At 73.4% G+C, this 14,152-nt stretch carries 12 protein-coding genes; 7 read left to right on the top strand and 5 right to left on the bottom strand.

Annotated elements, in window-relative coordinates; translation table 11 throughout:
• A partial coding sequence (locus tag ABTZ58_RS36450; RefSeq protein ID WP_351366630.1) for a hypothetical protein occupies positions 1–861 on the top strand: 861 nt, incomplete at its 5' end.
• Between the two features lie 77 nt (positions 862–938).
• Here the strand turns inward: ABTZ58_RS36450 and lysS are convergent.
• Positions 939–2,684, bottom strand: a complete 1,746-nt coding sequence (gene lysS / locus ABTZ58_RS36455; RefSeq protein WP_351366633.1) for a lysine--tRNA ligase — start codon at positions 2,682–2,684, stop codon at positions 939–941.
• 149 nt (positions 2,685–2,833) lie between these two features.
• Here lysS and argS point away from each other — a divergent pair, with 149 nt between their 5' ends.
• From argS to ABTZ58_RS36470, 3 genes are all read left to right on the top strand, one after another.
• Positions 2,834–4,597: an arginine--tRNA ligase gene (gene argS, locus ABTZ58_RS36460; RefSeq protein ID WP_351366636.1), complete on the top strand. Its 1,764-nt coding sequence runs from the start codon at positions 2,834–2,836 to the stop codon at positions 4,595–4,597.
• Between the two features lie 188 nt (positions 4,598–4,785).
• Positions 4,786–5,094 carry a DUF2690 domain-containing protein gene (locus ABTZ58_RS36465; RefSeq protein ID WP_502996190.1) on the top strand — a complete coding sequence of 103 codons (309 nt, stop codon included), beginning with the start codon at positions 4,786–4,788 and terminating at the stop codon, positions 5,092–5,094.
• 44 nt (positions 5,095–5,138) lie between these two features.
• A complete protein-coding gene (locus ABTZ58_RS36470; RefSeq protein ID WP_351366639.1) occupies positions 5,139–5,924 on the top strand; it encodes a DUF4253 domain-containing protein in 786 nt (261 codons plus the stop codon).
• Positions 5,925–5,967: 43 nt separating this feature from the next.
• On the opposite strand, the gene ABTZ58_RS36475 is transcribed toward ABTZ58_RS36470, so the two are convergent.
• Positions 5,968–7,191, bottom strand: coding sequence for an aminotransferase-like domain-containing protein (locus ABTZ58_RS36475; protein WP_351366642.1), 1,224 nt, complete (start codon positions 7,189–7,191; stop codon positions 5,968–5,970).
• Positions 7,192–7,387: 196 nt separating this feature from the next.
• On the opposite strand from ABTZ58_RS36475, the gene ABTZ58_RS36480 reads away from it, so the two are divergent.
• Complete coding sequence (locus ABTZ58_RS36480) at positions 7,388–8,080, top strand: hypothetical protein (RefSeq protein WP_351366645.1); 693 nt, start codon at positions 7,388–7,390, stop codon at positions 8,078–8,080.
• A 9-nt stretch (positions 8,081–8,089) separates the two neighbouring features.
• On the opposite strand, the gene ABTZ58_RS36485 is transcribed toward ABTZ58_RS36480, so the two are convergent.
• Both ABTZ58_RS36485 and ABTZ58_RS36490 read right to left on the bottom strand, forming a co-directional pair.
• On the bottom strand, positions 8,090–8,992 hold the full coding sequence (locus tag ABTZ58_RS36485; RefSeq protein ID WP_351366648.1) for an SAM-dependent methyltransferase: 903 nt from the start codon (positions 8,990–8,992) through the stop codon (positions 8,090–8,092).
• A 127-nt stretch (positions 8,993–9,119) separates the two neighbouring features.
• Entirely contained in the window at positions 9,120–10,592 is a 1,473-nt protein-coding gene (locus ABTZ58_RS36490; RefSeq protein ID WP_351366651.1) for a helix-turn-helix domain-containing protein, read from the bottom strand.
• 227 nt (positions 10,593–10,819) lie between these two features.
• Here ABTZ58_RS36490 and ABTZ58_RS36495 point away from each other — a divergent pair, with 227 nt between their 5' ends.
• On the top strand, positions 10,820–11,533 hold the full coding sequence (locus tag ABTZ58_RS36495) for a DUF4232 domain-containing protein (RefSeq protein WP_351366653.1): 714 nt from the start codon (positions 10,820–10,822) through the stop codon (positions 11,531–11,533).
• Between the two features lie 19 nt (positions 11,534–11,552).
• Here ABTZ58_RS36495 and hemB read toward each other — a convergent pair whose 3' ends face one another.
• On the bottom strand, positions 11,553–12,551 hold the full coding sequence (hemB, locus tag ABTZ58_RS36500; RefSeq protein WP_351366656.1) for a porphobilinogen synthase: 999 nt from the start codon (positions 12,549–12,551) through the stop codon (positions 11,553–11,555).
• 210 nt (positions 12,552–12,761) lie between these two features.
• On the opposite strand from hemB, the gene ABTZ58_RS36505 reads away from it, so the two are divergent.
• Positions 12,762–14,150: an FAD-binding oxidoreductase gene (locus ABTZ58_RS36505; RefSeq protein WP_351366659.1), complete on the top strand. Its 1,389-nt coding sequence runs from the start codon at positions 12,762–12,764 to the stop codon at positions 14,148–14,150.
• Positions 14,151–14,152: the final 2 nt, after the last annotated feature.

Raw genomic sequence — 14,152 nt, forward strand, 5'->3', positions numbered from 1 at the left:
GGCGTCCGCCTCACCCGCTGGGTGCTCTCCCCGGTGCCGACGTTCCTGCTGTGGCGCCGGATGAAGCTCTGGGAGCTCCGCTCCTACGAGCAGGTGATCAAGCTGGAGCAGGAACGCCTGGTGTACCAGGCGCGACTGCGCTCCCGCTTCGGGCGGGCGTGGCGCAGGAAGGCGCCGGTGGAGTCGCTGATGCCGCTGCGGCTGGCCCGCTACGGCGTGCCGCTGGCGGAGACGGCCCCTGCGGGCCTGGCGGCGGCGGGCATAGAGCCGGCGCTGATCCCTCCGCCCCCGCCGCAGGCGGAGGTGGGGCCGGACCGGCGTGGAGCGGGGGCGGCGCCCGACCCGTACAGGGCGGCGCCGGCCGGCGAGCAGCGTCTGGAGCTCGACAGCGGTCCCGAGGCCGAGTACCCGGTCCAGGAGCCCGAGCCGGAGCAGAGCCCGTGGTTCAACACCCCGCGCGAGGTCGAGTACCAGGGCGGCTACGACCCGGACTACGACCCCGCCGAGCACTACGCCCAGTGGATCGCGGAGCAGCAGGAGGCCGAGCGGTACCAGCCCGAGTACGACCGTGAGCCGCCCTCCGCGGAGGACACCGGCAGCTTCCCGATACCGGTGGGCCCGAACCGTACGCGCGAGCTGGGCGAGGGCGGCGGCACGCCCCCGGCCCCGGAGCCGGACGAGGAGGCGTACTACCAGGTGTTCCGCCAGTCGATAGACGGCAGCTACCCCACCCCCCGGGCGCTGGGGGACAACATCCAGGCCACCTACGGCACGACGCTGAGCCCCGGTGAGCTGAAGTCCCTCGTGGAGCGCTTCCAGAAGCGTCACTCGGCGGAGCTGGAGGAGGACCACATCGCCTGACGGCGGGGCGAGACGCGAAGGAGGGGCCCTCACCGAGGGCCCCTCCTCACTGTCCGCTCGTCACGACTGTCCGCTCGTCACGCGCCGAGCAGGGTCCGCACCCGGTCCTGCCCCACCGCCAGCAGCAGCGTGGGCAGCCGCGGGCCGGTGTCCCGGCCGACCAGCAGGTGGTACAGCAGCGCGAAGAAGGACCGCTGGGCGGTCTTGATCTCCGGGGGCAGCTCCTTGGGCGTGGCGTCGGCGGAGAACCCGGCCTGCACCTTGGGCACGCCGTAGACGAGGTGGGTCAGCCCGTCGAGCGACCAGTGGTCGGCGAGTCCGTCGAGCAGCAGCCGCAGCGACTCGCGGCTCGGCTCGTCGAGCGACTTCAGCAGCTCGGCGTCGGGCTCGTCGCGCACGATGGTGCGCTGGTCGGCGGGGACGTGCGTGTTGATCCACGCCTCGGCCTTGTCGTACCGGGGGCGGGCCTCCTCAAGCGAGGTCAGCGGCTGCTCCGGGTCGAGCTCGCTGAGGATGCGCAGCGCCTGGTCCTCGTGCCCGGCGGTGATGTCCGCGACGGACGCGAGCGTCCGGTACGGCAGCGGCCGGGGCGTGCGCGGCAGCTCGCCGGCGGCGGTGCGCACCGCGCGGGAGTGCGCGGCCACGTCGGCCGGCAGGGCGCTGCCGTCGGCGACCTTGGCGTCCAGCCGGTCCCACTCGTCGTAGAGCCGCTGGATCTCCTGGTCGAAGGCGACCTTGAAGGACTGGTTGGGCCGGCGGCGGGCGTAGAGCCAGCGCAGCAGCTGCGGCTCCATGATCTTCAGGGCGTCGGCCGGGGTGGGCACGCCGCCCTTGGAGGAGGACATCTTCGCCATGCCGGAGATGCCGACGAAGGCGTACATCGGGCCGATCGGCTGCTTGCCGCCGAAGATCCCGACGATCTGCCCGCCGACCTGGAACGACGAGCCGGGCGAGGAGTGGTCGACGCCGGAGGGCTCGAAGACGACGCCCTCGTACGCCCACCGCATCGGCCAGTCGACCTTCCAGACCAGCTTGCCGCGGTTGAACTCGCTGAGCCGGACCGTCTCCGAGAAGCCGCACGCGGTGCAGGCGTAGGTCAGCTCGGTGGAGTCGTCGTCGTAGGACGTGACGGTGGTGAGGTCCTTCTCGCAGTTGCCGCAGTACGGCTTGTACGGGAAGTAGCCGGCGGAGCCGGAGCTGCCGTCGTCCTCGGCGGCGGCGCCGGAGCCCTCGGCGGCCTCCAGCTCGGCCTCGTCGACCGGCTTCTGCCCCTGCTGCTTCTTGGCGGGGGCCTTCTTGGTGCGGTACTGGTCGAGGATGGCGTCGATGTCGCCGCGGTGCCGCATGGCGTGCAGGATCTGCTCGCGGTACGCGCCGGAGGTGTACTGCTCGGTCTGGCTGATCCCGTCGAACTCCACGCCGAGCTCGGCCAGCGACTCGACCATCGCGGCCTTGAAGTGCTCGGCCCAGTTCGGGTGCGCGGACCCCTTGGGCGCGGGCACGGACGTCAGCGGCTTGCCGATGTGCTCGGCCCAGGAGTCGTCGACGCCCGGGACGCCGGCCGGGACCTTGCGGTAGCGGTCGTAGTCGTCCCAGGAGATCAGGTGGCGCACCTGGTGGCCCCGGCGGCGGATCTCGTCGGCGACGAGGTGCGGGGTCATGACCTCGCGGAGGTTGCCGAGGTGGATGGGGCCGGACGGGGACAGACCGGACGCGACGACGACGGGTTTGCCCGGGGCCCGGCGCTCCGACTCCTCGATGACCTCATCCGCGAAACGGGAGACCCAGTCGGTGGTCTCGGTGCTCTGAGCCACGATCGGCACGTCCTTCTTTCTGCATCGGGCAGCCGGTACGGTCGCACGGCTGACCGCACCATTGTCCCAGACCACCTCGCGCCCGGAAAAACGGCTTTACCCCCGTGGGATACTGGCCGGGTCCATCGATTTCCCCTAGGAGAACGGCACCCTCGCCCATGGCCTCGGTCACGTCCCTCAGCGACTCCGTCCACCAGCGCCTCGCGGCGGCCCTGTCGGCGGCCCTGCCGCAGGCCGGTTCCGCGGACCCGCTGCTGCGACGAAGCGACCGGGCCGACTTCCAGGCCAACGGGATCCTGGCCCTCGCCAAGAAGGAGAAGGCCAACCCGCGGGAGCTGGCGACGCAGGTCGTCTCCCGGGTCGAGTCGGGCGGGCTGATCGGGGACGTCGAGGTCTCCGGGCCCGGCTTTCTGAACATCACGGTCACCGACCGGGCGATCACGGAGAACCTCGCGGCGCGCTGGGCCGACGACACCGGCCGCCTCGGCGTGCCGCGCACCGAGCGGCCCGGCACCACGGTCATCGACTACGCCCAGCCGAACGTGGCGAAGGAGATGCACGTCGGGCACCTGCGCTCCGCGGTGATCGGCGACGCGGTGGTGCAGCTGCTGGAGTTCACGGGCGAGAACGTGGTCCGGCGCCACCACATCGGCGACTGGGGCACCCAGTTCGGCATGCTCATCCAGTACCTGGACGAGCACCCGCACGAGCTGGACCACGGTTCGGCCGAGGTGAGCGGCGAGGAGGCGATGTCGAACCTCGACCGCCTCTACAAGGCCTCACGCAAGCTGTTCGACTCCGACGAGGACTTCAAGACGCGCGCCCGGCGCCGGGTGGTGGACCTCCAGGCGGGCGACGAGAAGACCCTCGCCATCTGGCAGAAGTTCGTCGACGAGTCGAAGATCTACTTCTTCTCCGTCTTCGAGAAGCTGGACATGGAGATCCGCGACGCGGACATCGTCGGCGAGTCGGGTTACAACGACATGCTCGCTGAGACCTGCCGCCTGCTGGAGGAGTCGGGCGTGGCGGTCCGCTCCGAAGGCGCGCTGTGCGTGTTCTTCGACGACATCAAGGGCCCGGACGGCAAGCCGGTCCCGCTGATCGTGCAGAAGTCGGACGGCGGCTACGGCTACGCGGCGACCGACCTGTCGGCGATCCGCGACCGCGTGTTCCACCTCAAGGCGGACACGCTGGTGTACGTGGTGGACGCGCGTCAGTCGCTGCACTTCAAGATGGTCTTCGAGACGGCGCGCAGGGCGGGCTGGCTGAACGACGACGTGAAGGCGTTCCAGCTGGCCTTCGGCACGGTCCTCGGCAAGGACGGCAAGCCGTTCAAGACGCGTGAGGGCGAGACGGTCCGCCTGGTCGACCTGCTGGACGAGGCGATCGACCGTGCCTCGGCGGTGGTCCGGGAGAAGGCCCAGGACCTCTCCGAGGAGGAGATCACCGAGCGGGGCGCCCAGGTGGGTGTCGGCGCGGTGAAGTACGCGGACCTGTCGACGTCGGCCAACCGTGACTACAAGTTCGACCTGGACCAGATGGTCTCGCTGAACGGCGACACGTCGGTCTACCTGCAGTACGCCTACGCCCGTATCCAGTCGATCCTGCGCAAGGCCGGCGCCTCCCGCCCGGCCGCGCACCCGGAGCTGCGACTGCACGCCGCGGAGCGGGCGCTGGGCCTGCACGTGGACTCGTTCGCGGAGACGGTGGCGGAGGCGGCCCGGGAGTACGCCCCGCACAAGCTGGCGGCGTACCTGTACCAACTGGCGTCGCTGTACACGACGTTCTACGACAAGTGCCCGGTGCTGAAGGCCGAGACGCCCGAGCAGGTCGAGAACCGCCTGTTCCTGTGCGACATCACGGCCCGCACCCTCCACCGGGGCATGGCGCTGCTGGGCATCCGGACGCCCGAGCGGCTCTGACACCCGGCCCGGACGGACCGAGGGGCGGCACTCCCCCGTGAGTGTCGCCCTCGGCGTTTTCGGAAGTCCGGGTGGATCAGGAGCAGTTGACGCACGTGTGGGACTTCATGTAGCGGCTCACGCCGCCGGTCTCCTTCCCGGCGCCCCGTTGCCGGGGGAGCGCCTGCGAGGGCGGGAGCCCGATGCTCATGAAGTGCGGCACGGACCCGCTCACCCTCGCCTCGCACCGCACGTCGACCGGGGCCCACCTCGAAATGCGCTACAGCGCCCGGTGCGGGGCCGGGTGGGCGCGGATGTGGAGCACGCGCATCGGCGACCGCCTGGAGCTGGAGGCAGCCGGTGGCGGCCGGCCGCACACCGCCGGGATCACCGACGGCCTGGCCGCGCAGTCGTACGTCTACACGCCCATGACGGCGGCCCGTTCCGGCACGGTGCTCCGCGCCTGCTTCCGCCCGGTGACGGGAGCCGGCGGCGAGTGCTTCGAGGCACGCCCGTGAACCGGCCGGCCGTGTTGTCAGTGGCCGGCCCTACAGTCACCCCCATGGCGACTCTCCCGAACCCCCTGCCCGCGCTGGCCGCGGACCCCGGCGGCCGCGCGCTCGGACTGCGCCTCCCCGCCGGTGCGCTCGTCGACACCACGGCCGCGGGGCCCTGGCACGAGCCGTTGCTGTGGTGCGCGCGGCAGCGCGCCCGGCCGGGTGAGCGGGAGCTGCTGGAACCGGCCAGGCGCCGGGGCCTGCTGCCGGTCGTGCTCGACGTCGGCGGCGGTCACGGCGGCCCGGACCGCTGGGAGCTGGCACCCGCCGACGTGTCGTACCCGGGGGACCACGACGCCGAGGAGGTCCTGGCGGAGTACTGGCAGGAGCACGCGGTGGACGGCGCCCCATGGCCGGGCGCGGACACCGCGCCGCCCGCCGGCCGGGACCCGGACACGGTGGCCGCCGACGTCGCGGACGCCCTCCTGGGCGACGGCGGCCCCCTCAAGGAGCCCCGCCTGGCGCTCGTCCCGGCCCGCCGCAGCGCCGACATACCGGCGGCGATCGGCTGGACCGGCGCGGTGCACCACGAGGCGGACCCGGCCCGGCTCGGCGCGGTGCTGCGCGACTGGGAGGACCGCTTCGGCATACGTGTCACGGCGCTCGGCTTCGACCACCTGCTGGTGTCGGTCGCCGTCCCGCCCGTCACGCCCGCCGACGCGGAGGCCGTCGCCGCGGAGCACTTCGCGTTCTGCCCGGACAACGTGCGGCACGGCGCCGACCCCGACCTGCGGTCCTACGCCGAGCACCAGGTCCTCGGCCGGCAGACCTGGCACTTCTGGTGGGACTGACCGCGCACCCGGGCCTGCCCGCGCGCCAGGGGTGCGGCGGGTCCTAGGCAGCCGGCGCGCCGTCGCGCAGCCCTTCGCCCAGCCTGCGCAGCCCCTCGGCGATCTCCTCCGGGGCCTGCGTCACGAAGCACAGCCGCAGGGTCGTCCGGTCGGGCCGGCCCGCGTAGAAGGGGGCGCCGGGGACGTACGCCACGTCGTGGCGCACCACCCGCGGCAGCAGCGCCGTCGTGTCGTACGGCTCCGGCAGCCGGGCCCAGAGGAACATGCCGCCCTCGGGCCGGTTCCACACCGAGCCCTCGGGCAGCGCCCCGGCCAGTCCCGCGAGCAGGGCGTCCCGGCGGGTGCGATAGACCCCGGCGACCCGCGCGACGTGGGCGTCCAGGTCGTGGTCGGCGAGGTACCGGGCGGCGGCGAGCTGGTTGACGGTCGGGGTGTGCAGGTCGGCTGCCTGCTTGGCGACGGCACAGGCCCGCCGCAGTTCGCCGGGCGCCCGCAGCCAGCCCAGCCGCAGCCCGGGTGCCATGACCTTGGAGAAGCTGCCGAGCAGCACCGTGCGGTCCTCGGCGCCCGGCCGGGAGGCGATCCAGGGGACGCGTTCGCCCTCGTAGCGCAGTTCCCCGTAGGGGTCGTCCTCGATGATCCACAGTCCGCGCCGGGCGGCGACGGCGGCCACGGCCGCGCGCCGTTCGGCGGGCAGCGTACGGCCGGTGGGGTTCTGGAAGGTGGGCACGGTGTAGAGCAGCTTGGGCCGCTCGCGCACCACCAGGTCCTCCAGCGCCTGCGGATCGAGCCCCTGCTCGTCGCCGGGCACGGGCACGACCCGGGCTCCGGCGAGACCGAAGGCCTGGAGCGCCGCCAGGTAGCAGGGGTTCTCGACGAGGACGGTGTCGCCGGGTTCGAGCAGGGCGGTGGCCAGCAGGGACAGGGCCTGCTGGGAGCCGGTGGTGACGAGCAGGTCGTCGGGCCCGGTGGGCAGCCCGCGGGCGGTGGTCCGGGCGGCCAGGGCGGCCCGCAGTGCGGGCTCGCCCTCGGTCGTGGAGTACTGCAGCGCCCGCGCGGGCTGCTCGGCCAGCACCGCCCGGTAGGAGTTGGCGATGCCCTCCGCGTCGAACAGCTCCGGCGCCGGCAGCCCGCCCGCGAAGTTGATCACCTCCGGTCGCGCGGTGACGGCGAGGATGTCCCGCACGGGAGAACCACCCACCGCCCGCGCCCGCGCGGCGAGCGGCGGCACGGGCGCATGGACGGGAACGGGCTCGGCGACGGTCATGACACGGCTCCTTCGACAGCGGCGACGACGTGCCCCGCAGCCTAGAGACATACATGCTGCCTACAAGGAAGATTTCCGGGATACGGACACGGCACCCACCGGGCGGCAGCCGGCCGGCGAGACCCGGCCGACCGGTGCGGCTCCCGCTCCCGTACGCTCGTCCGCCGGCGGGCCGGCGTCGACGGAGAGGGAGCGCATGGCAACGGGCAGGGACGGACACGGGCCCACCACAGGAGCCGCCCGAGCGGCCCGGCCCACCGGGACCACTCCGCTCCGGCGCCGTACGGGCCCGGTGCACTGGTTCCTGTTCACCGGCGCGTGCGTGACGGCCTCCGTGACCCTGGTGTGGTGCGCTCCGGTGGTGCCCCTGCCGGCCTTCCTGCGCGGCCCGGTCTTCGTCACCTGCGCACTGGTGATACCGCTGGCACTCGTCCTGGTGCCCGGCGTCGCGCTCCGCCACGTCCGGCACAGGAAGACGCCGAGAGCGGCCATCGGGGTGTTCGTCGTCACCGTCCCCGCCGCCGTCGTGCTGGCGATCGTCACCCAGCGGGCGGCCGAGGAGCGTGCGTTGCGGGAACGGGGCCGGTGGACCGAGGCGGTCGTCGTCGACGTCCACCGCGGCAAGACCGACGAGTGTGCGCTGCGCACCCGCGGCGGCCGGGACATCTCACCCGGGATGACGGACGGCTGCGACCCGCAACGGCTCGATCCGGGCGACGAACTGCGCGTGCTGTACGACCCCGAGGGCGTGGCCGCGCCGTTGGAGGACGAGGACACCGCCGTGGACCTGGATCCCGGCGCGTACGCGGGGGTGGCCGGCGGCTTGGCGGCGCTGGTCCTCGTGGCGGGCACGTGGGGCTGCGGACGGCTGAGCCGGGGGGAGACGTAGGGCCCGGTCTCAGCCCTTGCCCCCGACGGCGGCGTAGACGTTGATGTCCGCGTCCGTGACGTCGTTGATGTCGCGGTAGCGCACCTTCTCGATGTCGTCGAGCCCGGCGAGGAAGGCCTCCTCCGGCTGCTCCGGGACCGGGGCCGCGTGGTCGGGCCGCCAGCGGTGCGCGGGGACGACGCCCGGGTCGGCGATCTCCAGCCCGTTGCCGGTGAAGAACCGCTCGACCTCGGCCCGGGAGCGCAGCACGAAGGTGAACCCCCGCTCGGTGTAGGTCCGCTGGACCGCGCGGATGTTCTCGGGGTTGAGGTCCTCGGTGAGATGACTGAGCACCAGCCGGCTGCCGGCTGGCAGCGCGTCGAGCAGCTCCCGCACCAGCGGATACGCCTCGTCGTCCGCGACGAAGTGCAGGACGGCGACCAGGCAGAGCGCGACCGGCCGGTCGAAGTCCAGGGTCCTGGCCGCCTGTTCGAGGATCCGGCCCGGGTCCCGCAGGTCGGCGTCGACGTAGTCCGTGCGCCCCTCGGGCCCGCTGGTCAGCAGGGCGCGGGCGTGGGCGAGCACGACGGGATCGTTGTCCACGTACACGACCCGCGACCCGGGCGTGATCCGCTGTGCGATCTGGTGCACGTTCTCCGCGGTCGGCAGCCCGGTCCCGATGTCGAGGAACTGCCGGATGCCGTCCCGCTCGACCAGCTGCGTCACCGCGCGGCGCAGGAAGTCCCGGTTGTGCCGCACGTCGAGGTACCCGCGCGGGTTGGCGGCGAGCGCCGCGGCGGCCGCGTCCCGGTCCGCCGGGTAGTGGTCCTTGCCGCCGAGGAAGACGTCGTAGACCCGCGCCGGGTGCGCCCTGCTGCTGTCGATCCTCCTCCGCAGCTCGGCGGGGTCCTGGCTGAGGGCGTCACCGGACATGGACGTCTCCTGGGGGGTGGGGGGCGTCGGCGACCTCGTGGTCGGTCGACAACGTAACGTCCGGCGTGGCGTGAGGGTGCCCGCGTGACGCGAGGGTGCCCGCGGCCTCGCGGGCACCCTCCGGCCGTCAGGACGCGCCGGTCGTCCCGGCCTTCACCCACTTCTCGCCGCCCAGCGGGAACTCGTAGGCCGGGCGACCGTTGTTGCCGCTCGTGCGGAAGGGCCGGCCCTTGTCGTCCACGGTCAGCGTGCCCTGTCGGCTGCCGCTGGACCAGCGCAGCTCCAGGTACCAGCTGACGTCGTAGGCGGAGGCGTCGGCCCGGATGTAGTAGACCTCCGGGTCGGACTCGGTCACCTTGAACGGGAAGTCGTCCTGGCCCGACTCCGGCACGACGGCCGGCCGCGCCGCGTCGAGGGCGACCGTGAACAACCGGGTCGGCACACCGCCGCCGCAGCCCACGCCCGGATAGCCCATGGCGTAGTCGTTCCAGGCGAGCGGGGCGCGCTTGCCGGCCATGCGGACCGCCAGCCCCTTGAGGATTACCGTCTCGTCCCCGGTCCCCTGCACGGTGACCTTCAGCAGCTGCTCCCCCGACGGAACGGCGTCCATCGCCGCCACCCAGCCCGGCGCGTCCTGCTCCAGCGGCGGCGGCACCACGCGGTCCGGCGGCAGATTCACCAGGTAGCGCTGGGAGCAGGGTCCCTCCCAGGCGTGCGGCTCGGTGTCGACGGAGAGCGGAGCCGGGCCGGAGGCGGGGGCGGTGTCGCGGCCGGGGCGGGCGGCACCGGTGGCCGGGGCCGAGGGGCCGGAGGACGCGGCGGCCCCCTTCGCCTTGTCCTTCCCCTTCCCCTCTTCCCTGCCCGGGCCGGACGGGGAGGGGGAACGGCCCGAGGGTGACACGGAGGCGACAGCGGAGCCGTCGGGCCGCGCGGCCGAGTCCGGCGCCGCCGCCGACCCGTGCCGCCCGTCCCCGTCGGTCCCGCCGGACGGCACGGCCACGGCGAGCCCGACCCCGCCGAGCACGACGGCCAGGGCGACACCGGCGAGCACCGCGGGACGCGGCCGACGCGGACGCCGGCCGGCGGACCCGCCCGACAGCACCTCGCCCGCCCGCTCGGGCCGCTCTTCCTCCCCAGCGCCCTCACCGGGCCCGGCCGAGTCCGGACGATCCCCGGCCGGTTCCGGACGGTCCCCGTCCGAGCCGTCCCCCTCCCGAACGCCCTGCTCCGCGACCGGCTCCGGATCTCCCGGCGGCGGCTCCCCCGCTCCCGGCCACGGACGGTCCGCCACGGGCTCCTCGTCCACGACGGACCCGGCTACCGCGTCGGCGCCCGCTCCCCCCTTCCGCCCCCGCACCGCGTCCGCGAGCACCCACCGCCGGTGCAGCTCCACTAGCTCCCGCGGCGACGCCTTGCACAGCCGCGCGAGCCGCTCCACGGGCGCGTAGTCGGTCGGTACGGCGTCCCCGTTGCAGTACCGGTGCAGCGTCGAGGTACTCATGTGCAGCCGCTTGGCCAGCACCCCGTAGCTCAGCCCGGAGCGCTCCTTCAACTCCCCCAGCAGCGCCGCGAATTCCCCCGCGGCCGTGCTCTCCGACACTGTTCCTCCAGCCCCCGTGTCCCGTTCCGCCGTTCCAGGGAAGGGTCGTTTCCCCTGGTCAATGGCTGTGCGGGCGTTCCAGCGTCCCTGATCGCCCGCCGAGTGTGGCGGCCGGGACGCATCACCCCACAAGCTCTGGTCATCCAAGCACGCCACTCCCGGCCGGCCGGTCGAGCGGCCCGCCTGGGCCCACTTCCCAACCGCCTTTGTCCGAAAGGAACCCAGCCATGCGCAAGTACCACGCCCTCCCCGTCGCCCTCCTGGCCGCCCTCGCCCTCACGGCATGCGAGGACGGCACCGGCACCCGGAACGAGGGTGCGGCGGCGAGCACGTCGATCACGCCCGGCGCGAGCGCGACGGGCACCACCCAGGACGAGCGGGAAGCCGGCCCCACACAGAAGTCCCCCAAGGGCACCACCGGGGTCACCCAAACCACCGGCAAGACCGGCACCACCGGCACCACCGGCACCACCGGCAAGGGCACCGGGAAGGCCGGAAAGCCGGCCGACCGGACGCGCGTCTCCTGCAACGGCTCCAACACCACCGTCACGGCCCAGCCGGTGCCCCGCCCCCTCAACCACATGCTGATCACGGTCAGGAACACGGGCTCGACGAACTGCGACCTCACCTACCACCCGGTGCTCCGCTTCGACGAGATGCAGTGGGCCCCGCAGGCGATCGAGGACTCCAAGCCGCAGGCGGTGACGACCCTGGCCCCCGGCGAGTCCGGCTACGCGGGTGTCCTGCTGTCGGCGGCCGACGGCAGCGGCGAGGCCGGCACCACCGGCCGCAAGCTCACGGTCGGCTTCCAGGGCCGCACGCCGAACAGCAGCGGCGGCCCCTCCGCGCTCCCGGCCCTGCCGGCCAAGGGCGTGTACTACGACAGCACCCTGCGGGTCACCTACTGGCTGCGCGACATGGACCAGGCCCTGTCCTACTGAACCGTCCCGCTGAACCGCCCTACTGATCCCTCAGCTTCTGGGCCACTTCGGTGGCCCAGTAGGTGAGGATGTTCCGCGCCCCGGCCCTCCGGATGCCGGTCAGGGTCTCCATGATCGCCCGGTCGCGGTCGATCCAGCCCTTCTCGGCGGCGGCCTCGATCATCGAGTACTCGCCGGAGATCTGGTACGCGGCGACGGGCACGTCCACGGCGTCCGCGACCCGGGCGAGGATGTCCAGGTAGGGCCCGGCCGGCTTGACCATCACCATGTCGGCGCCCTCCTGAAGGTCGAGGGCGAGTTCGCGCAGGGACTCGCGCGCGTTGGCGGGGTCCTGCTGGTAGGTCTTGCGGTCGCCCTGGAGCGAGGAGCCGACGGCCTCGCGGAAGGGCCCGTAGAAGGCGGAGGCGTACTTCGCGGTGTAGGCGAGGATGGCCACGTCCTCCCGCCCGATCTGGTCGAGGGCGTCCCGGACGACCCCGATCTGCCCGTCCATCATCCCGCTGGGACCGACCACATGGGCCCCGGCGTCGGCCTGCACCCGGGCCATCTCGGCGTACCGCTCCAGGGTCGCGTCGTTGTCGACCCGCCCCTGCGCGTCGAGCACCCCGCAGTGCCCGTGGTCGGTCGTCTCGTCGAGGCACAGGTCGGACATGACGAGCAGGTCGTCGCCGACCTCGGCCCGCACGTCCCGCAGCGCGACCTGGAGGATGCCGTCCGGATCGGTCCCCGGCGTCCCGAGCGCGTCCTTCTTCGACTCCTCCGGCACGCCGAACAGCATGATCCCGGAGATGCCCGCCGCGACCGCCTCCGCGGCGGCCTTCTTCAGACTGTCCCGCGTGTGCTGCACGACCCCGGGCATGGCCGTGATCGGCACCGGCTCGCTGACGCCCTCGCGCACGAAGGCGGGGAGGATGAGGTCGGCGGGGTGCAGCCGGGTCTCGGCGACCATCCGACGCATCACGGGGTTGCTCCGCAACCGCCGCGGCCGCGCACCGGGAAATGATCCGTACGTCGTCATGCCCTCTACGCTACGCCCGCCCCAAACGCCCCGATGCCGACGCGGTGTCGGAGCCCGGCGGCCCGCGCACCGCACCAGGAACCCCGCATCCCGCGATGCGCCCACCACCCCCGAGGTCCATCCTGAAAGCAGCGAACACAAGGACCCCGACGGCCCGTCCCCCCTCCTCGCCGCCGCCGTCCCTCCGTACCCGCCCCCACGGAGGACGCGATGACCGCCCCGCACCACACCCCCGACCTCTTCGCCCTTTCGGACATCGCCGGTCCCGTCCTGCGCCCCGGCGACGACGCCTACGCCGACGAGGTCACCGGCTTCAACCTGGCCGCCCTCCACACCCCGGACGTCGTCGTGGGGGCCACCGGCACCGACGACGTCGTCGCCGCGATGCGCTGGGCGCACGCCACCCACACCCCGGTCGCCGTCCAGGCCACCGGCCACGGCGCCAACTTCCCCATCGAACACGGCCTGCTGATCACCACGTCCCGCATGACGGACGTCCAGGTCGACCCCGCCACCCGCACCGCGCGGATCGCCGCGGGCGCGAAGTGGAGCCACGTGCTGGCGGCCTGCGCCCCGCACGGCCTGGCCGGCCTCTGCGGCACCTCCACCGACGCGGGCGTCGTCGGCTACACCCTCGGCGGCGGGCTCCCGGTCCTCGGCCGGGCCTACGGCTACGCCGCCGACCTGGTCCGCTCCTTCCAGGTCGTCACCCCGGACGGTCGCCTGCGCGAGGCGGACCCCCACCACGAGCCGGAACTGTTCTGGGCCCTGCGCGGCGGCAAGGGCAACGTGGGCGTGGTCACCTCACTGGTCACCGGACTGCTCGCACTGCCCCGCCTCTACGGCGGCGGCCTCCACTGGCACGCCGAGCACACCGAATCCCTGCTGCACGCCTGGTCGGAGTGGACCCGCACGGTTCCGGACGAGATGGGCAGCATATTCTCGGTGCTGCGCCTGCCGCCCATCCCGCAGCTGCCGGAACCCCTGCGCGGCGGCTTCTGGGCCCGGGTCGCGATCGCCTGGCCGGGCGAGACGGCCGAGGGCGAGGCACTGGTCGCCCCGCTGCGCCGGGCGGCCCCCGTGGCCGTCGACATGGTGGAGGAGATGGACCACGCGGACCTGGACCGCATCCACATGGAACCCCAGGACCCGCTCCCGGCACGGGAATGCTGCCTGCTCCTGCGCGACCTGACCCCGGACGCCATGAGCGCGTTCCTGGAGCAGGTCGGCCCCGCGGCCGGGGCCGACCACCCCCTGCTCGTGGCCTCGCTGCGCCACATGGGCGGGGCACTGGCCCGCCCGGCCCCCGTCGAGGACGCCGTCTGCGCCCGCGACGCCCGGTACTTCATGGAGTCGGTCGGGATCATGCCCGCGCCGCCGGTGGCGGAGGCCGTCGAACAGGCGACCCGCCGCCTCTACACCGCCATGGCCCCCTACGGCACCGGCCGCACCATGGTCAACATCCACGGCACCCCCGGCGACGAACAGGACATCGCCCGCGCCTGGACCCCGGAGGTCTACGCCCGCCTGCGCCACGACAAGGCCACCTACGACCCGGACAACCTCCTGCGCTACGGCCACGCGGTGACCCCCGCGTAGCC

This window comes from Streptomyces sp. NPDC094143, assembly GCF_040303825.1.
Taxonomy (GTDB): Bacteria; Actinomycetota; Actinomycetes; order Streptomycetales; family Streptomycetaceae; genus Streptomyces.